This is a genomic window from Allobosea minatitlanensis, assembly GCF_964020775.1.
Map to the genome: position 1 here is coordinate 800706 of NZ_OZ224509.1, position 23487 is coordinate 824192.

The 23487-nt window shown below is 66.6% G+C and carries 22 protein-coding genes and 1 tRNA gene; 9 read left to right on the forward strand and 14 right to left on the reverse strand.

Annotated elements, in window-relative coordinates:
• Positions 1–14 precede the first annotated feature (14 nt).
• The 6 genes from ACWH43_RS03785 (at position 15) to ACWH43_RS03810 (ending at position 9603) form a co-directional block, all read left to right on the forward strand.
• Positions 15–2759, forward strand: coding sequence for a heavy metal translocating P-type ATPase (locus tag ACWH43_RS03785; RefSeq protein ID WP_080600488.1), 2745 nt, complete (start codon positions 15–17; stop codon positions 2757–2759).
• A 300-nt stretch (positions 2760–3059) separates the two neighbouring features.
• A complete protein-coding gene (locus ACWH43_RS03790) occupies positions 3060–4319 on the forward strand; it encodes an efflux RND transporter periplasmic adaptor subunit (protein ID WP_448153403.1) in 1260 nt (419 codons plus the stop codon).
• Positions 4316–7486, forward strand: a complete 3171-nt coding sequence (locus tag ACWH43_RS03795; RefSeq protein WP_003500205.1) for an efflux RND transporter permease subunit — start codon at positions 4316–4318, stop codon at positions 7484–7486. Before ACWH43_RS03790 ends, ACWH43_RS03795 begins: the two co-directional genes overlap by 4 nt.
• Before the next feature lie 136 nt (positions 7487–7622).
• Positions 7623–8072, forward strand: coding sequence for a MerR family transcriptional regulator (locus ACWH43_RS03800; protein ID WP_003500212.1), 450 nt, complete (start codon positions 7623–7625; stop codon positions 8070–8072).
• 23 nt (positions 8073–8095) lie between these two features.
• Positions 8096–9358 (forward strand): FAD-dependent oxidoreductase, encoded by a 1263-nt coding sequence (locus ACWH43_RS03805; protein WP_046801861.1) that lies wholly within the window; start codon positions 8096–8098, stop codon positions 9356–9358.
• 29 nt (positions 9359–9387) lie between these two features.
• Complete coding sequence (locus ACWH43_RS03810) at positions 9388–9603, forward strand: hypothetical protein (protein WP_375797014.1); 216 nt, start codon at positions 9388–9390, stop codon at positions 9601–9603.
• Positions 9604–9651: 48 nt separating this feature from the next.
• On the opposite strand, the gene ACWH43_RS03815 is transcribed toward ACWH43_RS03810, so the two are convergent.
• Positions 9652–9738, reverse strand: a tRNA-Leu gene (locus ACWH43_RS03815).
• 472 nt (positions 9739–10210) lie between these two features.
• Between ACWH43_RS03815 and ACWH43_RS03820 the strand changes: the two genes are divergently transcribed.
• The gene (locus ACWH43_RS03820; protein ID WP_158444741.1) at positions 10211–10822 is read left to right on the forward strand and encodes a YqaA family protein; all 612 of its coding nucleotides are present in this window, start codon (positions 10211–10213) and stop codon (positions 10820–10822) included.
• A 10-nt stretch (positions 10823–10832) separates the two neighbouring features.
• A complete protein-coding gene (locus ACWH43_RS03825; protein WP_158444739.1) occupies positions 10833–11360 on the forward strand; it encodes a disulfide bond formation protein B in 528 nt (175 codons plus the stop codon).
• A gap of 3 nt (positions 11361–11363) precedes the next feature.
• Here ACWH43_RS03825 and ACWH43_RS03830 read toward each other — a convergent pair whose 3' ends face one another.
• On the reverse strand, positions 11364–11921 hold the full coding sequence (locus ACWH43_RS03830) for an HNH endonuclease (RefSeq protein WP_158444737.1): 558 nt from the start codon (positions 11919–11921) through the stop codon (positions 11364–11366).
• A 218-nt stretch (positions 11922–12139) separates the two neighbouring features.
• On the opposite strand from ACWH43_RS03830, the gene ACWH43_RS03835 reads away from it, so the two are divergent.
• Positions 12140–12649: a DUF3060 domain-containing protein gene (locus ACWH43_RS03835; RefSeq protein ID WP_260348942.1), complete on the forward strand. Its 510-nt coding sequence runs from the start codon at positions 12140–12142 to the stop codon at positions 12647–12649.
• 18 nt (positions 12650–12667) lie between these two features.
• On the opposite strand, the gene ACWH43_RS03840 is transcribed toward ACWH43_RS03835, so the two are convergent.
• The 12 genes from ACWH43_RS03840 to ACWH43_RS03895 form a co-directional block, all read right to left on the reverse strand.
• Positions 12668–13552, reverse strand: a complete 885-nt coding sequence (locus tag ACWH43_RS03840; RefSeq protein WP_158444733.1) for a 3-hydroxybutyryl-CoA dehydrogenase — start codon at positions 13550–13552, stop codon at positions 12668–12670.
• Positions 13553–13634: 82 nt separating this feature from the next.
• Positions 13635–14579, reverse strand: coding sequence for an electron transfer flavoprotein subunit alpha/FixB family protein (locus ACWH43_RS03845; protein WP_158444731.1), 945 nt, complete (start codon positions 14577–14579; stop codon positions 13635–13637).
• A complete protein-coding gene (locus ACWH43_RS03850) occupies positions 14579–15325 on the reverse strand; it encodes an electron transfer flavoprotein subunit beta/FixA family protein (protein ID WP_158444729.1) in 747 nt (248 codons plus the stop codon). The genes ACWH43_RS03845 and ACWH43_RS03850 overlap by 1 nt, the downstream gene beginning before the upstream one ends.
• Positions 15326–15500: 175 nt before the next feature.
• Positions 15501–16199, reverse strand: a complete 699-nt coding sequence (locus ACWH43_RS03855) for a rhomboid family intramembrane serine protease (RefSeq protein WP_158444727.1) — start codon at positions 16197–16199, stop codon at positions 15501–15503.
• 6 nt (positions 16200–16205) lie between these two features.
• Positions 16206–16787, reverse strand: coding sequence for a cob(I)yrinic acid a,c-diamide adenosyltransferase (locus ACWH43_RS03860; RefSeq protein WP_158444726.1), 582 nt, complete (start codon positions 16785–16787; stop codon positions 16206–16208).
• Between the two features lie 65 nt (positions 16788–16852).
• Positions 16853–17455: an acyloxyacyl hydrolase gene (locus ACWH43_RS03865; RefSeq protein ID WP_158444723.1), complete on the reverse strand. Its 603-nt coding sequence runs from the start codon at positions 17453–17455 to the stop codon at positions 16853–16855.
• A 146-nt stretch (positions 17456–17601) separates the two neighbouring features.
• Complete coding sequence (locus ACWH43_RS03870; RefSeq protein WP_158444722.1) at positions 17602–17793, reverse strand: twin transmembrane helix small protein; 192 nt, start codon at positions 17791–17793, stop codon at positions 17602–17604.
• Positions 17794–17916: 123 nt separating this feature from the next.
• Positions 17917–19191: a glycosyltransferase family protein gene (locus ACWH43_RS03875; protein WP_158444720.1), complete on the reverse strand. Its 1275-nt coding sequence runs from the start codon at positions 19189–19191 to the stop codon at positions 17917–17919.
• Between the two features lie 144 nt (positions 19192–19335).
• The gene (locus ACWH43_RS03880; RefSeq protein ID WP_158444719.1) at positions 19336–20109 is read right to left on the reverse strand and encodes a polysaccharide deacetylase family protein; all 774 of its coding nucleotides are present in this window, start codon (positions 20107–20109) and stop codon (positions 19336–19338) included.
• Entirely contained in the window at positions 20106–21260 is a 1155-nt protein-coding gene (locus tag ACWH43_RS03885; RefSeq protein ID WP_158444718.1) for a glycosyltransferase family 4 protein, read from the reverse strand. The genes ACWH43_RS03880 and ACWH43_RS03885 overlap by 4 nt, the downstream gene beginning before the upstream one ends.
• Before the next feature lie 27 nt (positions 21261–21287).
• A complete protein-coding gene (locus tag ACWH43_RS03890) occupies positions 21288–22490 on the reverse strand; it encodes an ABC transporter permease (RefSeq protein WP_260348935.1) in 1203 nt (400 codons plus the stop codon).
• Positions 22487–23485 (reverse strand): ABC transporter permease, encoded by a 999-nt coding sequence (locus tag ACWH43_RS03895; protein WP_158444745.1) that lies wholly within the window; start codon positions 23483–23485, stop codon positions 22487–22489. Before ACWH43_RS03895 ends, ACWH43_RS03890 begins: the two co-directional genes overlap by 4 nt.
• Positions 23486–23487: the final 2 nt, after the last annotated feature.

The following is a 23487-nucleotide window of genomic DNA, read 5'->3' on the forward strand; positions in this document are numbered from 1 at the left end:
GAAAGGAGATCGGAATGACAACTGGACTTTCAACGCCGGACGCTGGTGAACGGCTCGGCTTTCGTGTCGACGGCATGGATTGCGCAAGCTGCGTCGGCAAGATCGAGACGGCCTTGGGCCGTCTGGGGGGTATCTCCGACGTTGCCGTCAACTTCGCGACCGAGACATTGCTGCTCTCACGCGATGCCACGAGCAAAACGACGTCGAAGGATATCGCCAAGAAGATTCGCTCGCTTGGGTTCGACGTGACCGAGCTGCCGTCTTCTGCGATTCCCGCCGCGCCTGAGCAGCGCTCCGACGCCCATGCTGGTCATGATCACAACGGCTGCGCCGGCGATCACGATCACGGTCACGCAAGCCACGACGATCACAGCGGCTGCGGCGGCCACGATCACAAGCACGACCATGGTCATGACGGTCACGGTCACGATCACGCTCACCATGACCACGACCACGCTCATCACGATCATGATCACGGCCACGGTGGTTGCTCTGGACATGATCACGCGGGCCTTGCGCCAACTCCCCGCGCCGCACCGGCCTCTCCGCCCAATGTCTCCATGCGCGTCGAGGGGATGGATTGCGCAAGCTGCGTCGGCAAGATCGAGGTCGCCTTGGCACGGATGCCAGACGTCTCCGACGTGCGCGTGAACTTCACGACCGAAACGCTTGAACTGACGCTCGCTGCCGGCGCGATCACCAAGGTCGCCGACATCGAAAAGACGATCAAGAGCCTCGGCTTCGGTGTGTCTAACACACGCGAGCTTTCGGCTTCGTCGGATGCGGCCATCGACGTCGCGCCAGCGCCAGCGATGCCCAATCAGCGCTGGTGGCAGACCCGCAAGGGGAAGCATGTCATTGGGCTCGGTCTGCTGATGGGCTCGGCGTACGCCATTGCCCAATTCTTCCCCCTTTATGCGGAATGGATCTTTGCCGCCGCCGTCGTCGCGGGCGTCATTCCTTTCGCTCGCAAGGCATTCGCGCTCGCGACCTCTGGATCTCCGTTCTCTATCGAGACGTTGATGGTCGTCGCCTCGATAGGCGCCCTCGTGATCGGCGAGGCTGAAGAGGCGGCTGCGGTCGTATTCCTGTTCGCGGTCGGGGAATTGCTCGAAAGCGTCGCGGCCGGGAGGGCGCGCGCCGGCATAAAGGCCCTTGCATCGCTCGTGCCGAAGACGGCCGTCCTGCTCGATCCGAATGGCGGGCAGCGCAGCGTCCCGGCCACGTCCTTGCGTGTCAGCGATCTAGTTCTGGTGCGGCCCGGCGACCGCGTGCCGGCGGACGGGCAAATCATACAGGGCGCTTCCAGCCTAGACGAGTCGCCTATCACCGGCGAATCCGTGCCGCGCTCGAAGGCCAAGGGAGACAGCATTTTCGCCGGCTCCATCAATGTCGATGGCGTTCTTCAGGTCCGCGTTGAAAAGACGGCTTCCGACAACACGATCTCGCGCATCATCCAGCTCGTCGAGCAGGCGCAGTCCGCCAAGGCCCCGACCGCGCGCTTCATTGAGAATTTTAGCTGCTACTATACCCCGGCGGTGATGCTGATCGCCGCGCTGATCGTCGTCGTCCCGCCGCTCGCGATGGGCGGTGATTGGGACACATGGATCTACCGCGGCCTCGCGCTGCTGCTGATCGCATGTCCCTGTGCGCTTGTCCTCTCGACGCCTGCTGCGATTGCCTCGGGCCTCGCCGTCGGCACGCGCCGCGGCCTCCTGATCAAGGGCGGTAATGCGCTCGAAACCATTGGCAAGGTGAGCGCCATCGCCTTCGATAAGACGGGTACGCTCACCGAGGGCAAGCCGCGCGTCACCGAAGTCTTCGCCTTTGGCAAGAACGAGGAGAGCGACGTTCTCGCTTTGGCAGCGGCGGTCGAAACAGGTTCGAGCCATCCGCTTGCGAAGGCGATCATCGGCCGTGCCGAAACCGATGGCATCGCCGTTCCCCTTGCACAGGATGCATCGGCGACGGCGGGTAAGGCCGTACATGCGACCGTTGCCGGACGTCGCCTCGCCGTCAGCTCCCCGACCCATGCCGCACAGATGGTGACGCTCGGGGTGCTTGAGCGCAGCGCCATCGAGAAGCTCGAAGATCGCGGCAATACCGTTGCCGTCCTTTTCGACGAGCAGGCGAAGGAAGTCCTCGGCCTCATCGCCCTGCGCGACGAACCGCGCCGTGACGCGCGGGAGGGTGTCGCCCAGCTCAAAGCTATGGGGGTCCGCTCCGTCATGCTAACCGGCGACAACCGGCGCACCGCCCAGGCCATTGCCAAGGGTCTCGGTATCGAGTGGAGCGCCGAGCTGCTTCCGCAGGACAAGCTCGATCTCGTCAACGAGATGAAGCGGAAGTCCAAGGTGGCCATGGTCGGCGACGGCATCAACGATGCTCCGGCACTGGCGACGGCCGACGTCGGGATCGCCATGGGCGGCGGAACCGATGTGGCGATCGAGACTGCGGACGCCGCCCTGCTCAAGAGCCGTGTCACGGACGTCGCCCATCTCGTCGCGCTGTCCCGCGCCACCATGGCGAACATCCACCAGAACGTCGTCTTCGCTCTCGCGTTGAAGGGCCTGTTCCTCGTTACCAGCGTCCTCGGCATCACCGGCCTCTGGATCGCGGTCCTTGCCGATACGGGCGCAACGGCGATCGTCACGCTGAATGCGTTGCGGCTCTTGCGCTTCAAGGGTGCGAAGTCTGCCGATGACGGTCGCGATGAGGGCATGCGTTCTCACCCTCTCGTCCCGGCCGAAAGCCACTAGTCGCTCGCACTCAAGGAGCCGCCAACCGGATCGGTCTGGCGGCTTCACACAACTGGAGCCCGTCGAGGTAACGCTGATCCATCGCGCTCATTCGGGGACGGACTCCGCTTCTTCCAAGACGTCGGCGAAGCGAGACATGCGGTTGGCCACGACATGGCTAGGCGGCAGCGTCAAGGGTCTGTTCGGAAACATCCTGCAAGGCCCTTGACCTTTCCATCGTTGGAAACCGCACCTTCGCAGAAAATGAACGTCGCCGCATCCGGCTGGCCGGGGGCGCGCGCCTTTTGAAGGTGAACGAGAATGAGTAATAAAGCCGCCGCCCTGTTTTTAGCCGGCGCCGTCATCGCCGGTGGCACGCTTGCCATCGTCTATCGCGACGAGATCGGACCCTACGCCAAAAGCGTTCTGGCGCTTGCTTCCTCGACCGCTGCGTCGGAGGCTGTCGCGCAGCCGGCACAGATGCCTGTTCCGCAGGTGCCGGTTGCCGAGGTCATCACGCGCAAGGTCGCGCCATCCGTTGAGTTTACCGGCCATCTGGAAGCGACCAAGGCTATCGAGCTGCGTCCGCGCGTCGGCGGCGCGATCGTCGCCGCCAGCGTTCCCGAAGGCGGTCTCGTGCGGCCCGGCGAGCTTCTCTTCCAGATCGATCCGCGACCGTTCGAGGTGGTCCTGAACGCGGCCAAAGCGCAGTTGCAGCAGGCAAACGTCCTGCTCGATCAGGCCGAGATCGACTTCGGGCGCACCGAGGCGCTCGCTTCGAACGGCAACGCGCCGCGCAAGGCTTTCGATGACGCGCTGGCCATGCGGCGTCAACGCCAGGCGCAAGTCGACATCGCCAAGGTTGCCGTCTCGGCCGCCGAACTCGATCTCTCCTTTGCCCGCGTCACCGCGCCGATTGCTGGGCGCATCGACCGGGTCCTCGTCACGGAAGGCAATCTCGTCACCGGCGGCAATGCAGGCGCTGCGACGCTCCTCACCACGATTGTCGCGACCGATCCGCTCTACGTCTATTTCGACATCGACGAAGCCACCTATCTCGGCTTCGTAGCCAATGCCCGCGCACCCGAGACGGGAACGGTTGCCGGCAAGCTCCCGGTGCATCTGGGCTTGATGACCGATACGGGTTTTCCGCATGCCGGCGAACTCGACTTCCTCGGCAACCGCGTGGACCGGAGCACCGGGACGATCCGCGCAAGAGCCATCGTCAAGAACCCGGACGGCAGGCTGACGCCCGGCCTGTTCGCGCGGGTCAAGCTCGTCACGGCCGAACCAGCCCAGACCGTGCTCATCGACGATCAGGCGATCGGTATCGACCAGGGGCGGCGCTACGTTCTCGCTCTCGGCGCCGACAACAAGGCGGAATACCGCCCGGTCGAAATCGGACCCATGATCGATGGCCTGCGCGTCGTCGCGGCGGGTCTCAAGCCGGCCGACAAGATCATCGTAAAAGGACTCGTCCGCCCAGGCATGCAGGTAGTTCCGCAGATGATCTCCATGGCGCCCGGCGACACCGCTACAGATGACCGGGCTGCGGCAAACTCGCAGGAGGCGCGTCAATGAATATCCCGCGCTTTTTCGTCGACCGCCCGATCTTCGCGGTCGTTCTGTCCGTCCTGATGCTGATCGCTGGCGGCCTCACGCTCCTGAAGCTCCCGCTCAGCGAATATCCCCAGGTCACGCCGCCGACGGTGCAGGTCACCGCCAGCTATCCCGGCGCAAATCCCGCCGTGATCGCCGAAACCGTCGCCGCCCCTCTGGAGCAGGCGATCAACGGCGTCGAGAATATGCTCTACATGAGTTCACAGGCGGCGACCGACGGACGCATGACCCTGACCATTGCGTTCAAGCAGGGCACCGATCCCGACATGGCGCAGATTCAGGTGCAGAACCGCGTTTCGCGCGCATTGCCCAGGCTTCCGCAGGAAGTGCAGCGCATCGGGGTCGTGACGCAGAAGACGTCCCCAGACATCCTGATGGTCGTCCATCTCGTCTCGCCCGACAATCGCTACGATCCCGTCTACCTGTCGAACTTCGCCACCTTGCAGGTACGCGACCAGCTTGCGCGCCTGTCAGGTGTGGGTGACGTACTCGTCTGGGGGGCTGGCGAGTATTCCATGCGCGTGTGGCTCGATCCGGCCAAGGTGGCCGCGAGGGGGCTGACCGCCAGCGACGTCGTTGGGGCGATTCAGGAACAGAACGTTCAGGTGGCCGCCGGCTCGGTCGGCCAGCAGCCCGAAGCCTCGGCCGCGTTTCAGGTGACGGTCAACACGCTCGGAAGGCTGTCCAGTGAGCAGCAGTTCGGCGAGATCGTCGTAAAGACAGGCACCGACGGTCAGGTCACCCGCTTGCGCGACGTTGCCCGCATCGAGCTTGGCGCAGACTCCTATGCCCTTCGTAGCCTCCTCAACGGCAAGCCGGCGCTCGCGATGCAGATCATCCAAAGCCCCGGCGCGAATGCGCTCGACGTATCGAGCGCCGTCCGCACCACCATGGCCGAACTTCAGAAGGGCTTTCCGGAAGGCATCGAATATCGGATCGCCTACGATCCAACGGTGTTCGTCAAGGCGTCTCTCGAAGCTGTGGTCATGACGCTGCTCGAAGCCGTCGTGCTGGTCGTTATCGTCGTGGTTCTGTTCCTCCAGACGTGGCGGGCGTCGATTATTCCCCTTGTCGCCGTTCCCGTCTCCTTGGTCGGCACATTTGCGCTGATGTATATGTTCGGTTTCTCGCTGAACACGTTGTCCCTCTTCGGCCTCGTTCTCTCGATCGGCATCGTGGTCGACGACGCGATCGTCGTGGTCGAGAACGTCGAGCGCCACATCGCGCTTGGGGAAACGCCGAAAGAGGCGGCGCGCAAGGCCATGGACGAGGTGACGGGGCCGATCGTAGCCATCACCTCTGTCCTGTCGGCCGTGTTCATTCCATCGGCGTTCCTCTCGGGCTTGCAGGGCGAATTCTACCGCCAGTTTGCGCTGACGATTGCGATCTCGACCATCCTGTCGGCGATCAACTCCCTCACGCTCTCTCCCGCGCTTGCTGGCGTGCTCCTGAAACCCCACCACGGCGACGTGAAGCGCGATCTCCTGACCCGCGTGATCGACTTCCTGTTCGGCTGGTTCTTCCGGCTGTTCAATCGCTTCTTCGACGGCGCTTCGACCGCCTACGTCTGGTCGGTGCGCCGTGCCGCGAGGCTCAGTGTTCTCGTCCTGCTCGTCTATGCCGGCCTGGTCGGCATGACGTGGGTCGGCTTCCAGACGGTGCCGGGCGGCTTCGTGCCGGCCCAGGACAAATACTATCTCGTCGGCATCGCCCAGCTCCCGACTGGCGCTTCGCTCGACCGCACCGAGGCCGTCGTCAAGAAAATGTCGGAGATCGCGCTGGCCGAGCCGGGCGTGGAGAGTGTCGTCGCGTTTCCAGGGCTCTCGGTCAACGGCATGGTCAACATCCCCAATGCGGCCGTCATGTTCACGATGCTCAAGCCGTTCGACGAACGAAAGGACCCGTCTCTTTCGGCCTTTGCCATCGCCGGCAAGCTCATGGGCAAGTTCAGCCAGATTCCCGATGGCTTCGCCGGCATCTTCCCGCCGCCGCCCGTTCCGGGACTTGGTTCGACCGGCGGCTTCAAGATCCAGATCGAGGATCGAGCGGGCCTCGGCTTCGAGGCGCTCGCGCAGGCTCAAGGCGCGGTCATGGGCAGAGCGATGCAGACGCCCGAGCTGGCCGGCATGCTGGCAAGTTTCCAGGTGAACGCGCCGCAGGTGCAGGTCGATATCGACAGGGTGAAAGCGAAGTCGCAAGGCGTGCCGCTCAATACCATCTTCGAGACGTTGCAGGTCAACCTCGGCTCGCTCTACGCGAACGACTTCAATCGCTTCGGCCGCACCTACCGCGTGATGGTGCAGGCGGACGCGCCGTTCCGCATGCAGCCCGAGGACATCGGCCGCCTGAAGGTCCGCAACGCGACCGGCAACATGATTCCGCTTTCGGCTCTGCTGACCATCAAGCACAGCTCAGGCCCCGATCGTGTCATGCACTATAACGGCTTCCCCTCTGCGGACATCAGCGGCAGTCCCGCGCCCGGATACTCGTTCGGGCAGGCCACCGCCGCCATGGAGCGCATCGCATCCGAAACCTTGCCAGCGGGCATGGCCTTCGAATGGACCGATCTCGCCTATCAGGAGAAGCAGGCCGGCGACACAGCGATGTATGTCTTCCCGCTGTCCGTCTTGCTCGCGTTCCTGATCCTCGCGGCGCAGTACAACAGTTGGTCGCTTCCCTTCGCGGTGCTGCTGATCGCTCCAATGGCGCTCCTCTCGGCGATCGCCGGGGTGTGGTTCACTGGCGGCGACAACAACATCTTCACGCAGATCGGCTTTGTCGTTCTGGTCGGACTTGCCGCGAAGAACGCAATCCTAATCGTCGAGTTCGCCCGAGCGAAGGAGGATGAAGGCGTCGATCCGTTGGCCGCCGTTCTCGAAGCGGCCCGCCTGCGCCTTCGGCCGATCCTGATGACGTCGCTCGCCTTCATTGCCGGCGTGATTCCGCTCGTCATCGCCACCGGAGCGGGCGCCGAAATGCGGCACGCCATGGGCATCGCCGTCTTTGCCGGCATGCTCGGCGTGACGCTATTCGGCCTGCTTCTGACGCCGATCTTCTATGTGGTCGTGCGGCGGCTCGCGATCAGGCGGAGCGCGTCGCCCCAACAGGCGACCGAAGTCCATACCTGAGCAGGCCGACACACAATTCCACGCCGGGGCGGCCCATGGCTGCTGCCGCACCCCGGCGCGGTCGGGCCGTCAGGGCCTCAGCGATCGAACACGCAGCAAATCATAAACACGCGGCTATCCGGAAGGGACTTCAAACATGGATATCGGCATCGGCGAACTCTCTCAGCTCACCGGCGTCAAAATTCCGACGATCCGCTACTACGAGCAGATTGGGTTGCTGCGCGAGCGCTTGCGGAGCAAGGGAAACCAGCGACGCTATGACCACGGCGCGGTCCATCGCCTTCTCTTCATCCGCCGCGCCCGCGATCTCGGCTTCAGCATCGAGGCGATCAAGGACCTGTTTCGACTTGCCGACGTCTCGTTCTCAAGTCCGGCCGAAGCGCTCCGCATCGCAAAGGAGCAACTCGCTGCGGTCGAGGAAAAAATCGCTCAACTGGAAACACTCGAAAAGATGATCCAGCTCGTTGCCGAAAGCGAGAATGACGGGGATCTGATCCCGCTCGATATTTTGCCCTTGAAAGACACCAGCCGCGATGGCGATGCTGAGGTGAAAACTTCAAGCAAAGGCCGCGAATCGATTCACTAGCCTCATCCCAAGGACCGACGACGTTGAGATACTATTCCCATGTGAAAAGGAGCCAGAGCTGCGTCGTGGTCGGTGCGGGACCGGCGGGCCTGATGCTCGGGCTCTTGCTGGCCCGCTCGGGCGTCGATGTTACGGTCATCGAAAAACATCAAGACTTTCTGCGCGATTTTCGCGGGGACACCATCCATCCATCGACCCTCGAAGCGATTCATGAGCTTGGCTTGCTCGATGAGCTTCTTTCTCTCCCCCATCAGAGAGCCTACCATCTCCACGCTGAGATCGCCGGCCGCAAGGCCACGATCGCCGATTTCTCCAGACTACCGACGCGCGCTAAGTTCATCGCCTTCATGCCGCAATGGGACTTCCTGAATTTTCTTGCGCGAAAGGCAGGCGAGTTTCCGCGCTTTCGGTTGATCATGTCCACTGAGGCAACTTCGCTCCGTTGGGACAATTGCCGGGTTGTCGGCCTGAATGCTCGCCAGGGCGAACGTGAACTCGCCATGGAAGCCGCTCTCGTCATCGGGGCGGACGGACGCAATTCGATCATCCGCAAGGCGGCTGGACTTGAGGTTCAGAGCTTCGGTATCGCTACCGACATTCTCTGGATGAAGATCTCCAAAAAAGCAGGCGATCCGCAGCAGGCAATGGGCCACGCCGGTCCGAGCCAAGGGCTGGTCTTGATCGATCGTGGCGTTTACTGGCAATGCGGTTATGTAATCACGAAGGGAACCGTTGATTCGCTGAAAGAGCAAGGGCTTGAGGCGCTTCGCGCCAGGATTGCCGACGTAGCACCATTGTCGGCGGATCGATTTGAAGAAATCCGTTCCTGGGATGACATCCATCTGCTCAGTGTTCGCATCGACCGTCTCAAGTCGTGGTGGAAACCCGGCGTGCTTTGCATTGGGGACGCGGCCCATGCCATGTCGCCCATTGGCGGGGTCGGTGTGAATCTCGCGATCCAGGACGCGATCGCCACCGCCAACACGCTGGCGGAGGCTCTTCGCGAGGGGCGGCTGCAAACGCGCATGCTCGAAGCCGTACAGCGCCGTCGCAACTTCCCGACCAAGGCAACCCAGAAACTGCAATTGATGATGCGCAGCCGGAAGCGTGCCGGTGAAGCGGGCAACACGCAAATTCGAAGACCTCCGCTTTTCATGCGCCTGATTGCCCAGTCACACCTACTGCCGCGGCTGACCGGCCGCCTCATTGGGATCGGCTTCCGACCGGAACATGTGCGCACGCGGCTCGTCGATTGGACGTGTTCATTGAGAGCCCCGGCTAGGTAGATGCTACGCGATGAAGCGCCGGGAAGCCATTGAGGGCGATACCCCGAAGTCTTTTACACGCGCCACCGGCTTCACTCGTCCGTTCGGCAATGGCCTTGTCGCTGGCTGGACTATTCCTTGAAGCCCATCCCGATCCTGACCACGCATTGTGCGACGGTCCAAGCCCCTTGTGTCTCGCTGCACTCCCCGCGTCCCTTTCGCAGGAGAAGGCCGTCGATGATCTGGTGAAGTCCTTCGACAGGTAGTGCGAACTTCGCGTTATCAAGAAGCGCCTTTTGCAGTGAATGAGACAATGGTGCGGGCGGTCGGACTCGAACCGACATATCCGTAAGGACGGCGGATTTTGAATCCGCTGCGTCTACCAATTCCGCCACGCCCGCACTTTGCCGCCGATCTTACTCTAGGTCTCGGCTCCTAGCCGACCCCTAGCGCCATTTCGACGGAAACCTCTCACTTCACTTCCATACCGCCAGTCCGTTGAAAACACGACGCTTTCACTTCACCGTGATTTTCTGTGGATTGGTAGACAAATCCCTTTTTGAGTCGAGCGCGTCTACCAATTCCGCCACAGGGGCCCTTGCAGGCCGGCGGACTATAGCGATCGATCGGGGGCGGTCAATCGGGGGGAGCCGGGCGGATGCCGGGTTTTCAAGGCTCCCGCGCCGGGGGAGGGAGCCGGCCCGGTGCGGGCGGTTGCGCCGGCGGCCGGCGCGTGCTCTAGAGCCGGATGATGCCGGGCGGGGCCGCGAGGAGGAGCCGCCCGGGATTCCGACCCGTCTCTCACCGAGGAGTGGGGGCAGGCCATGGCGAAGGAGAGGCTGCCTCCTCGTCGCCGCCTGCGCCCGAGCCGCCATGCTGAAGCGCCTCTATGACTGGACCATGTCGCTCGCGGCCCGGCCCCGGGCCACGCTGTGGCTGGCGATCGTCGCCTTCGTGGAAAGCTCCTTCTTCCTGATCCCCGCCGATGTGCTGTTCGTGCCGATGGCGCTGGCACGGCCGCCCCGCGCCTACCGGCTGGCCCTGGTCGCGACGGTGTTCTCCGTGCTCGGCGGCATCATGGGCTATGCCATCGGCTACTATGCCTTCGAGGCGCTGGCGAAGCCGGTGCTCGCCTTCTACGGCAAGCTAGACGCCTTCGACACTTTGCGCGCCTGCGCCGGGCCGGACACGACGCTGGTCCTGCTGACCACCTCGGGCCTCGCCCATCTGCCGCCGATCAAGGTGGTGACGATTCTCGCGGGCGCCGTCCATATCGGGCTCGCCTTCTTCGTGGCCTCCTGCGTCCTGGCGCGCGGGGCGCGCTTCTTCGCGCTCGCTTTCCTCCTCAGGCGCTATGGCGACACCATCCGCCATTTCATCGAACGTCGCCTGAAAGTGATCGCCGTCGTCGCGGCGGGCCTGCTGATTCTGCTTTATTTCGGCCTCAAGCTGGTCGCAGGGTCGGGCCAGCTTCTCTCCTGCTGAGCCGGTGCCGATGACGATCTCCGCTTTCGATTCCGCTTCGGGCCGCAACCGGCTGCTGACCCGGCCGGGCCTGATCGGGCTGATCGGCGCCGCGAGCGCGGCGCTGATCGCCGGCGCCTGGTATTTCCAGCTCGTGGCCGGGCTGGTGCCGTGCAAGCTCTGCCTCGAGCAGCGCTGGCCGCACTACGCCGCCATCGGCCTGGCGGCGGCGGCGCTGCTGCTGGCGCGCTCGGTCCGGCTGCAAGGGCTGGCGCTGGCAGGGCTGGCGGTGCTGATGGCCTGGAGCGCGAGCCTCGGCTTCTACCATTCCGGGGTCGAATGGGGCTGGTTCCTGGGGCCGAGCGATTGCGGCGGCGGCGTGCCCGTCGCGGCCGGTGTCGGGGACTTCATGAAGCAGTTGCAGAGCGTGCGGGTGGTGTCCTGCGGCGAGGCCGCCTGGCGCTTCCTCGGCCTGTCGCTCGCCGGCTGGAACGCCGTGGCGTCGGCCGGGCTGTGCCTGCTGGCGCTCTACGGGCTGACGCGCCGGGCGCGCGCCTGAGCCTCACGGCTCCAGTTCGGAATCCCAGTAGAGATAGTCGAGCCAGCTTTCGTGCAGATAGTTGGGCGGGAAGAGCTTGCCGTTGCGGTGCAGGTCGTTGACCGTCGGCGCATAGGGCGCCTGGGTCGGGAACATCTCGACGACCGCCGGCATCTTGTCGCCCTTGCGCAGATTGCAGGGGGAGCAGGCGGCGACGACGTTTTCCCAAGTCGTCAGGCCGCCCTTCGAGCGCGGGATGACATGGTCGAAGGTCAGTTCCTCGCGCTGGCCGCAATACTGGCAGGCGAAACGGTCGCGCAGGAAGACGTTGAAGCGGGTGAAGGCCGGGGTCCGCGACGGCTTGATGTAGCTCTTGAGCGAGACGACCGAGGGCAGCCGCATGTCGAAGCTCGGGCTGCGGACCACCATGTCGTATTCGGAGACGATGTTGACGCGGTCCATGAACACCGCCTTGATCGCGTCCTGCCAGCTCCAGAGGGAGAGAGGATAGTAGCTCAGGGGCCGAAAATCGGCATTCAGGACGAGGGCCGGGCAGCCGTCCGGCGACGCCATCGGATGCATCACATGCGCCGTCAAACTCGTCGCACCTCCGCTTCGTCGAGCGGGACGAATCCCGCCCAACGATCAATGTAAGCGCGAGACGACAGGAATGTGAAGAAACTTGTTGCGACTGCTGCCATGTCGCTCGCGCCTGCGAGGGCACAGGATCGCCGCACTCGCCGGATAGTTGTCGCAAGCGCCTGCGACGGCAGGCGCGGATGCCGCATGGAGATTCGCGCGTGAAGATCGGTCCCCTCGTCCTGCTCGCTTTCCTGCTGCCGGCGGCGCCGGGCCGGGCTGAAGACATCGCGATCGAGGGCGTGCGGATGTCGCGCGATTTCGCCTGCGCCGCGGGGCAGGACGTCGTCGTCTCCGGGGCGGACAACCGGGTTTCGCTTACCGGCCGCTGCGGCGTGGTGAAGGTGCTAGGCAGCGGCCACGGCCTCAGCTTCGAGACCGCCGACGCGCTCGTGGTCAGCGGCATGTCCATCGAGGCGCGGGGCCGCGCGGTCGGCAGTCTCGTGGTCGAGGTGGCGAAGAACAGGGTCGCCACGGCGATGGAGCCTGCGGCCGAGCCGGCGAAGGTCGACGTCTCCGGGGCCGATCACGAGGTGGAGCTGACGCTCGCCGGCCCGACCCGGATCGAGATGCAGGGCGCCAGGAACCGGTTGCGCTGGCGCGCCGGGCCGGACGTCGCGGCGCCCGCGGTCTCGGCGGCCGGGGTCGACAACCGGATCAGCCGCTATTGAGGCGGCGGATGCGCCGGCTCAGCGGGTCGGGACGGGCTTCTCGCCGCGATAGTCGTAGAAGCCGCGCTTGGTCTTGCGGCCGAGCCAGCCGGCCTCGACATATTTCACCAGCAGCGGGCAGGGGCGGTACTTGGAATCGGCCAGCCCGTCATGGAGCACCTGCATCACCGAGAGGCAGGTGTCGAGGCCGATGAAGTCGGCGAGCTGGAGCGGGCCCATCGGATGGTTGGCGCCGAGCCGCATCGCGGTGTCGATCGCCTCGACCGAGCCGACGCCCTCATAGAGCGTGTAGACCGCTTCGTTGATCATCGGCAGCAGGATGCGGTTGACGATGAAGGCCGGGAAGTCTTCCGAGACCGAGGCCGTCTTGTGCAGCTTGGCGACGAAATCCTTGGCGAGCTCGAAGGTGCCGTCATCGGTGGCGATGCCGCGGATCAGCTCGACGAGCTGCATCAGCGGCACGGGATTCATGAAATGGATGCCGATGAAATGCTCGGGCCGGTCGGTCGCCGCGGCGAGCCGGGTGATCGAGATCGAGGAGGTGTTGGAGGCGAGGATCGCCTTCGGCTTGAGATGCGGGCAGACGGCGGTGAAGATCTTGCGCTTGACCTCCTCGCTCTCGGTGGCGGCCTCGATCACGAGGTCGCAGTCGCCGAGATCGGCGAGCCCGACCGCCGGCGCGATGCGGGCCATGGCGGAGCGGCGCTCCTCGTCGGAGAGGGCCCCCTTCGCGACCTGACGGGCCATGTTGCCGTCGATGGTGGCGAGCGCCGCGTTGATCCGCTCCTCGGCGACGTCGTGCAGCTTGACGTCGAAGCCGGCGGCCGCGGTGACATGGGCGATGCCGTTGCCCATCTGGCCCGCACCGATGATGCCGATCTTCCTGATCGCCTGGTCCGACATGATCCGATCCCGATCGCTTTCCTGCTCCCGCGGGAGCCAACGGGCCGCCCCTCGGGGCGGCCCGGCACATGGAGCCTCAGTGTTACTTGCCGACCTTCGCCAGCTCGGCGTCGAGCTCGGGCAGGACGGTGAAGAGGTCGCCGACGAGGCCGTAATCGGCGACCTGGAAGATCGGCGCCTCCTCGTCCTTGTTGATGGCGACGATGACCTTGGAGTCCTTCATGCCGGCGAGATGCTGGATCGCGCCGGAGATGCCGACGGCGATGTAGAGCTCCGGGGCGACCACCTTGCCGGTCTGGCCGACCTGCCAGTCGTTGGGAGCGTAGCCGGCATCGACCGCGGCGCGCGAGGCGCCCATCGCGGCCCCGAGCTTGTCGGCGACCGGTTCGATCACCTTGCCGAAGTTCTCGGCAGAGCCGAGCGCGCGCCCGCCCGAGATGATGATCTTGGCCGAGGCCAGCTCCGGACGGTCGGACTTGGCGACCTCCTCGCCCTTGAAGGCGGAGTTGCCGGGGTTTTCCGCGGCGGAAACCGCCTCGACCGCGGCCGAGCCGCCTTCGCCGGCCGCCTGGAAGGAGGCGGTGCGGATGGTCATCAGCTTCTTGGCGTCGGTCGCCTGCACCGTCTGGATGGCGTTGCCGGCATAGACCGGACGCTCGAAGGTGTCGGGCGAGACGATTTTCATCACGTCCGAGACCTGCATCACGTCGAGCAGGGCGGCGACGCGCGGCAGGACGTTCTTGCCGGTGGTGGTCGAGGGGGCGACGATGGCGTCATAGCCGTCGGCCAGCTTGACGATCAGCGCGGCAAGCGGCTCGGCCAGCGCATGGCCATAGGCCGCGTCGTCGGCGAGCAGCACCTTCTCGACGCCGGCGAGTTTGGCGGCGGCATCGGCCGCGGGTTTGGCGTTCTGGCCAGCGACGAGGATGTGCACGGGTGCGCCGAGCTGGGCGGCGGCGGTCAGCGCCTTGGCGGTGGCGTCCTTGAGCGAGGCGTTGTCGTGTTCGGCGATCAGCAGCGTGGTCATCAGATCACCCCGGCGGTCTTGAGCTTGGAGACGAGTTCGGCGGCGTTGGCGACCTTGACGCCGGCGGAGCGGCCGGCGGGCTCGGCCGTCTTCAGCACCTTGAGGCGGGGCGCGACGTCGACGCCGAGCGCGTCGGCCGAGGTCTCGTCGAGCGGCTTCTTCTTCGCCTTCATGATGTTGGGCAGCGAGGCATAGCGCGGCTCGTTCAGGCGCAGGTCGGTGGTGACGATCGCCGGCAGCTTCAGCGAGACGGTCTGCAGGCCGCCATCGACCTCGCGGGTGACGTCGACATGATCCGCGGCCAGCTCGACCTTGGATGCAAAGGTGCCCTGCGGCCAGCCGAGCAGGGCCGCCAGCATCTGGCCGGTCTGGTTGGCGTCGTCGTCGATCGCCTGCTTGCCGAGCACGACGAGGCCGGGGGCCTCCTGCTCGACCACCTTCTTCAGGATCTTGGCGACGGCCAAGGGCTCGACCGTGCCGTCGACCTTGACCAGGATGCCGCGGTCGGCGCCCATGGCGAGGCCGGTGCGGATCGTCTCGGCGGCTTGCGCCGGGCCGATCGAAACGACGACCACCTCGCTCGCCTTGCCGGCTTCCTTCAGCCGCAGCGCCTCTTCCACCGCGATCTCGTCGAACGGGTTCATCGACATCTTCACATTGGCCAGCTCGACGCCCGAGCCATCCGCCTTCACGCGGATCTTCACGTTGTAATCAACCACCCGCTTCACGGGCACCAAGATCTTCATTGCCAGATCACCGTTCTGAAGAGATGCGCCTTGCGCCGCACCGCCGGGGAGGGCGGAATGGCGGCATCGCGGCCTTCGGCTGGAATGCGGTCGGACCGTAACGATGGGGATTTGCGCTTGTCAACGGCGTCAGGGGGCGCCGTTCCGCCGCAAGAGGAGCTCCGGGGCGGTCATCTCAGGGCCGGGCGCTCCGGCGCCCGAACAGGGCGACGCCGCGGCGGATGAACAGCGGCGTCAGGACGGCCCCGGTCGCGAGCCCGCCGAGATGGGCCCACCAGCCGATATCGCCCTGTGGATCGAACCAGGCGGAGGCCGCCTGGAAGACGATCCAGCCGCCGAGCGTGTAGACGGCGGGGATGTGGACCGGGATCCATTTGAAGGCGAGGCCCCAGACCCGCACGCGCGGATAGAGCATCAGATAGGCGGCGATGACGCCGGAGATCGCGCCGGAGGCGCCGACCAGCGGCTGCTCCGAGGCCGGATAGGCCAGCGCATGGGCGAGCGAGCCGCCGAGCCCGCACAGGAAGAAGAAGGCGAGGAAGCGGGCATGGCCCATCGCGTCCTCGACATTGTCGCCGAAGACCCAGAGGAACAGCAGATTGCCGAGGAGATGGGCGAAGCTGGCGTGGAGCAGGATGTTGCTGAACGGAGTGAGCCAGGCGGGCGCGTGAGTCAGCCCCTCCGGCAGCACCGCGGTCCCGAACAGGACGGAGGGAATCAGCCCGAATCCGGCCATGACGGCGATCTCGCTCTCCTGCTGCGGGCCGAAGCGCAGCAGGAGCTGGATCGCGGTGCAGGCCGCCACCAGCCCGTAGGTGATGAAGGCCGAGCGGGTGAAGCGCAGCGGCACCCCGTCATAGATCGGGACGAACACGGCGGCTCAGCGGTTCTGCCCCGGAATCCAGAGCACGTCGCCCCCGGCCTTGGCATTGAGGAAGCGCGAGGCGACGAACAGGAAATCCGAGAGGCGGTTGATGTATTTCAGCGCCGGCGCGGCGACCGTCTCGCCCTTCGTCGCGGCGAGCTCCGCCATCAGCCGCTCGGCCCGGCGGCTGACGGTGCGGGCGAGATGGAGATGGGTCGCCGCCGGCGTGCCGCCCGGCAGCACGAAGGAGCGCAGCGGCGCGAGCGTCGCGTTGAGCGTGTCGATCTCCCCCTCCAGCCGGTCGACCTGGGCCTGGACGATGCGCAGCGGCGCGAAGGCGAGGGGCTTGTCCGTCTCGGGCGTCGAGAGGTCGGCGCCGAGGTCGAAGAGGTCGTTGCTGATGCGTCCGAGCATCGCCTCGACCCCGGCATCCTCGGCTGCGGCATGAAGCCGCGCCAGCCCCACGCAGGCATTGGTCTCGTCGACGGTGCCGTAGGCTGCGACCCGCAGGTCGTATTTCGGCCGGCGCGGGCCGGACGTCAGCCCGGTCGTGCCGTTGTCGCCGGTGCGGGTGTAGATGCGGTTGAGCTTGACCATGCCTCGCTTATAGCGCGCGCCGGGCCGGGTGGAAGCAGGCTCTTCGCCGCCTGCGGCGGGCGGCCTCAGAAGGTGTAGCCGAGCCGGGCGCCGATATTGGCCGGCCCGCGCGGAGAGGCCGTCCCCGGCTGGCCGGAGCAGCCCGCCGTGCTGAAATGCTCGAGCGTCGTGACGAGACTCCAGCGGTCCGACAGGCGGAAGCCCAAAGCGGCCGCCTCGCGCGTGCCGGCATTGCAGCCGAGGCTGAGGCGGTTCTCCGGGATGATCGCGCCGGTCTTGCCGTCATGCAGCGCCGCGCCGAGGCTGGCCTCGACGAAGACGTCGTGGCTGAGGTCGAAGGTCCAGGTCGCGCCGGCATAGGCGTAGCGCGTGCCGTTGAGATGCAGGCTGGAGCCGATGTTGAAGCGCGGAATGAAGGCGGCGGCGATGCGGTCGTTGAGCGGGACGAGGCGCGGCGACAGCACCTCGCCGCCGATCACGGGCAATCCGCTCTCGCGGCCGCCTCCCGGATTGGCGATGCCGGCGCCCAGGCGCGCCTCCCAGCCGGGGGCGATGGAGCGGGTGGCCGGGGCATAGCTCGAAACGCCTGCGGGCAGCGACTCCGTTTGCGCCCAGCCCGGGGAGGCGAGCAGGCAACCGGCAAGGAGAAGCGACGCGAGGCGAACCATGACGACCGACGAGTGAGCGGAGCAGGCGTTAGTGAAGCACACAGACTCGTGTTCGGATTGTGGCGATGCGCCCCGGCGGGCGCCGCGATCCCCATGAAAGCTGATCCGAAAAACCAGCGAAATCAGCCTGTTGGGCTCGGGTGCGGTCAGCCGCCGCTGCGCCACCACAGCACGATGACGATGATGACGATGGCGAGGAACTGCAGCTGCACGCGAAGCTGCATCAGCTTCTGCGAGGTGTTGGCGCTGCCGCCGCGCATCATGTTGATCAGGCCGAGCAGCAGCACGATGGCGACGGCGCCGATGGCGATGGGGACGAGCGTGTTCGATAGCGTCATGGCACAGGCTTAAAGCGCTCTCGGATGCATTGCCAGAGGCGGGATCGCCGCAAGCGGCAGGGGCGCTCCTCGATCTCGCATCGGCTTTCCCGAAAACCGCGTTCCGCCTTTCGGGCCGATGCTCTAGATCGCGCTCTGGGCCGGGGCGCGCCCGCGCATCGGGGCGGAGAGCTCCTCAGCCAGGGCGCGGCAGATCGCCGGCAGGCCGTCGAGCAGGTCCGGCACGAAGGCCTGCGAGGGCGGCAGGCGCTTGGGCAGGGCGTGCAGCGCGGCGGCCATGACCAGCGGGTCGCGCTCGCCCTCGCCGTTTTGCGAGGGGTCGTAGAGCACGTCGATCAGCCCGAGCTCCTCGGCGCGGCCGGCCCGGATCGCCTGTTCGAGCCGCGGCCTGACGCGCGGCACGATCAGCGCCGGCTTGTCGAAGGAGAGGATCTCGCAAAAGGTGTTGTAGCCGCCCATGGCGACGACGCAGTGGGCGCGGTTCATCAGCAGTTCCAGGCGCGGCTCGAAGCCGAGCCCCTCCAGCTTCGGATTGCGCGCGATGCGCTCGGCGAACTCCTTGCGCTTCTCGCGCGACATGAAGGGACCGAAGACGATCAGCGCCGGCAGCGCGATGGTCGGGTCCGCCTCATAGGCCGAGATCACCCAGTCGATGACGCCGGCGCCGTCGCCGCCGCCGCCGGGCGTGACCAGGATGAAGGGCTGCTTGGTGATGCGCGGATAGCGGTTCGGCGGCATCGGGCTCGGCACGGCGCGCTTGAGATAGCCGAGATAGCGGGTCTTGGCCGAGAAGCGGTGCTGGTTCGGCAGGCCGAGGAGGGGATTGTAGACGCTCTCCAGCCCGTAGACGAAGATGTCGTCATAGATCGTGTCGAGGGCGTCGAGCGCGCCGCTGTGCCGCCATTCCTCGAGCAGCTTGGCGGGCTCGTCGAGCACGTCGCGCAGGCCGAGCACGATACGGGCCCCGCGCCGGCGCAGGATGTCGAGCGCCGGCTTCAGCTCGCCGCGCAGGCCGATCGGCTCCTTGTCGACGATCGCCACGTCGGGGTCGAAGGACAGCACCGTCCGCTCGATGATGTCGGTGCGCAGCCGGATCGTGCCGTCGAGGTCGAGATTGAGATGGTGCGGTCCGTAATGGCCGTCGCTCTGCTTCTCGATGCCGGGGATGCGGACATAGTCGACGCCGGCCCCGAACTGGAAGCTGGAGATCATCGAGGAGCCCGAGACGATCAGGATCGAGATGTGCGGAAAGCTCGCGACCAGCGCGTTGGCGATGGCGCGGCAGCGCCGGATATGGCCGAGCCCGAAGGTGTCGTGGCTGTAGATCAGCACGCGCGGGGCATGCGGGCTGCGCGGGCTCCGCTCGGGGCCCGCCAGGTCGATGACGTTGGACGACATGGGGCGCGGCCTCCGGGGCGGATCAGAAGACTTCCTGGCGGGGCCGAGCACACCAGACGACCATGCCGGAGCATGGCTGTACCCGTCTATAACGCGGCGCCGGAGCCGTTCCAAGCCTGCCCGGCCGGCGCCCCGGGCGGTTTTTCACGGCGGGTTCTCCGGCCGCAGGAGATCGCGCGGATCGGTGAGCGCGACGGCCGGATGCGCGGCCGCGCGGGCCAGAAGCCCGTCGAGGAAAGCCCAGGCGACGGCGTCGTGGTCGCGGTGATGCAGGAGCAGTCCGAGCGTGTCGGGGCCTCGCGGCCGCGTGCGCCATCGCGCCAGCAGCCCGGCGATCTCGGCGATCAATTCACCGTGAGAGCGGCCGACGCGCCCGCCATGCCAGTCCATGACGTCGATATGGGTGTTCAGGAGGTGCGGTCCGCCGGCCGGGCCGTGGCGGTGGTCGCGGAAGCAGGACAGCCCGGCGAAGCCGAGCGCCGGCAGGCGGGCGGCGTGGCCGGGGTCGATGCGGTTCCAGGGCGGCACGAAGACCGGCAGGACGCTCTCGCCGAGCAGGTCACGCAGGCGCAGCCATGCCCCGGCGATCCCGGCGTCGACCTCCTGCGGCGCGCGGTCCGGGCCGAATTCGGACTTCTTCGCGCCCGCCGGCGCGTGGTTGCGGTGGCGGCAGCCATGCTGGCAGGGCAGGAGCACGGGCTTGCCGCGCAGGGCGCCGGCCAGGGCGGGTTCCGCCAGCAGGGGGATGACGGCGAGCAGGACGGGCGCGCCGAAGCGCTCGGCGCAGGCGGCGAGCCGGTCGAGCGCGGCGCTCGGGGCGACGGCGTCGTCATCGCGCAGCCAGAGCCGCAGCCTCCGGCCCGCCTCCTGCCAGAGGTCGAGTTCCCGGAGGAGCGGGGACCAGAGGGCGGCGCTCACGAGGCCCGGCCTCCGGCCGCGGTCCTGCGCCTGGCGGCATGGTTGCGGCAGGCGATGGCGAGGCCTTCGGCCAGCCTGTCCGCCGCGCGCCCCAGGGTGCGCTCGGTCAGGACGAAGCGGCGCGCCGCCTCGCCCATCGTCCGGCGGCGCTTTCCGTCGCGCAGCAGGGCCGCGAGGTTCGCGGCGAAGGCCGCCTCGTCGCCCTCGGGCGCCAGCAGCGCCGTCTCGCCGGGCCGGACGGTCGCCGGGACGCCGCCGCTGTCGAAGGCGACGACCGGCAGCCCCGTCGCCTGCGCCTCGAGATAGACCAGCCCATAGGCCTCGCGCAGGCCCGGCCAGACGAAGAGGTCGTGGGCGGCGAGTTCGTCCAGGGCGCACTCGCGCGCGACCAGGCCGCGCCAGGCGATGCGCTCGGGCGCGAAACCGGCGAAGGCCTGCTCGACCTCGCCGCGGCTGCGGCCGTCGCCGACGACGCTGAGGCGCCAGTCCTCATCGCCGATGCGCGCGAGGATGCGGGCGAGCGCGCGATAGCTGTTCAGCTTGGTGCCCTCGCGCATCATCGCGATGGTGACGAGGCGCGGCGGTCCGTCATGGCCGCCATCATGGCCGCCATGCCGGGGCGGCGGCGCATCGAAGGCGATGAAGGGCGGCAGCGGCAGCAGGGCGGTCCCGTCCCGGCGCCAGGGTTCGAGGCCTTCCCGGTCGCGCCCGGTGAAATGGAAATGCGCGGCGGCGGCGTCGAGCCCGTGCCGGACGATCGCGGTATGGCGCGCCCATTCGCCCTCGGCGCGCCGCGCGGCGTCGCTGGCCTCGGCGGTGACATAGGGAATGCCGAGCGCGGCCGCGATCTCCGGGCCGAGCAGGTCCGGGGCGCGGTAGTAGTTGTGATAGGTGAACCAGAGCTCGGGCGCCGCCGCGGCGCCGCTCCGCCAGCCGGCGAGGAGGACGTCGCGCAGGCGGGCCGCCTCGGCTTCGAGGCGGGCGAGGGCGGCGGGCTCGGAGTCCGCCAGATAGCCGCGCCCGGCCTGCACCGGCGCGACGGCGTGGCCGAGCGTTTCCAGCGCCGCGACGAGCTGGCGCGCCATGCGGCGGTCGCCGGAGACGCCGGCGTCGTCGAACAGGTTGAGCGGGGTGTGGAATGCGATGCGCAAGGCGGTTCCGCGGGCGGGCCGGGGCTCTCAGCGATAGGGGTCGGCCGCGTCGCGCAGGCCGTCGCCGAGGAAGTTGAAGGCGAGGATGATGACGATCACCGGCACGACCGGATAGAGCAGCCAGGGATAGAGCGCCACCACATTGATGTTCTGCGCCTCGTTCAGCATCACGCCCCAGCTCGTGATCGGCGGCCTGAGGCCGAGGCCGAGGAAGGAGAGCGCCGTCTCGCCGAGGATGGTGCGCGGGATGGTGATCGTCGCCGAGGCGATGAGATGGCTCATGAAGCCGGGCACCAGATGCAGCGCGATGATGCGCCGGGGCTTCGCGCCCATGAGCTGGGCCGCGACGACGTAGTCCTCCTCGCGCAGCGACAGCAGCTTCGAGCGCACCGAGCGGGCGAGCCCGGTCCAGTCCATCAGGCCGAGGATGACGGTGATGCCGAAATAGACCAGCAGCGGGCTCCAGGAGGGAGGCATGATCGAGGCCAGCGCCAGCCAGAGCGGGATATGCGGCAGCGACTGCACGATCTCGATGACGCGCTGGACGACGAGGTCGACCCGGCCGCCATAGTAGCCGGCGATGCCGCCGATGATGACGCCGAGCACGAAGGAGATGCTGACGCCGATCAGGCCGATCGAGAGCGAGATGCGCCCGCCATAGAGGATGCGCGAGAGCATGTCGCGGCCGAGCCGGTCCGAGCCGAGGAAGAAGAAGGTGCCGCCGTCAGGCGGGCAGACGAGATGCAAATTGCCGGGGACCAGGCCCCAGAAGTCGTAGCGGTCGCCGCGGCAGAAGAAGCGCAGCTTCTGCGGCTGCGTGCGGTCCTCGGCATATTCGCGCTTCAGGTTCTCCATGTTGAGATGGAGCTTGTAGGGGTAGACGAAGGGGCCGACGAACGCGCCCTCGTGGAACAGCCGGACCTGCTGGCCGGGCGCGCGGATGAAGTCGGTGTTGCGCGTGCTGTAGTGATAGGGCGCGAGGAATTCGGCGAAGGCCGCCATCGCATAGATCACGAAGATGACGACGGCGGAGATCACCGCGAGCTTGTGCTTGCGGAACTTCCACCACATCAACTGCCATTGCGAGGCGAGGTAGACCCGCTCCTGCTCCGGCGTCATCGCCTCGGTGGCATAGGGCTCGAACGGGGCGGTCGAGGCCGCGTGCGGCAGGGGTGCGCCGTCCGGCGGCAGGCCCGCGAGCGGGTTCTGCTGGAGCGTGTTCGCGGTCACTTCGTTGCAGCCCCCTGCAAGCGAATGCGCGGATCGAGGATGGCCAGCGCGATGTCCGAGATCAGCACGCCGATCACGGTGAGGAAGGAGAGGAACATCAGGAAGGAGCCGGCGAGATACATGTCCTGGCTCTGCAGGGCGCGGATCAGCAGCGGGCCGGTGGTCTGCAGCGAGAGCACGATCGCCACGACCTCGGCACCCGAGACGATCGAGGGCAGGATGTCGCCGATATCCGAGATGAAGAAGTTGAGCGACATGCGAAGCGGGTATTTGCGCAGCGCCTTGCCCGGCGGCAGGCCCTTGGCGCGGGCGGTGACGTAGTACTGCTTCTGCAATTCGTCGAGCAGGTTGGCGCGCAGCGCCCGGATCATGCCCGCGGTGCCGCCGGCGCCGATGATGATGACCGGGATCCAGAGATGCTCCAGCACCGAGCGCAGCTTGGCCCAGCTCATCGGCTGGTTGAGGTAGCGCGGGTCGACGAGGCCGCCGATCGAGATGCCGAACCAGATATTGGCGAAATACATGAAGACCAGCGCCAGCAGGAAATGCGGCACGGCGAGCCCGATCAGCCCGATGAAGGTCAGCCCGTAGTCGCCCCAGCTATACTGGTGGGTGGCGGAGTAGATCCCGATCGGGAAGGCGACGATCCAGGTGAAGATGATCGTGGCGAAGGAGACGATCATCGTCAGCAGCAGACGGTCGCCGACGATGTCGCGCACCGGGCGCTGATATTCGAAGGAATAGCCCATATCGCCCTGGACGAGCCCGGCGACCCACCAGAAATAGCGCTCCAGCGGCGGCTTGTCGAAGCCGTATTCCTTCTTCAGGAACTCGATGCGGCTCATATCGGCCTTTTCGCCCTGGGCCTGCATCTCCGCCGCCATCGTCTCGAAATAGTCGCCTTCCGGCAGGTTGATGACGGTGAAGATCAGCGCGCTGGTGACCAGCAGCGTCGGAATCATGATCAGGATGCGCTTGAGGATATAGCGAAGCAGCA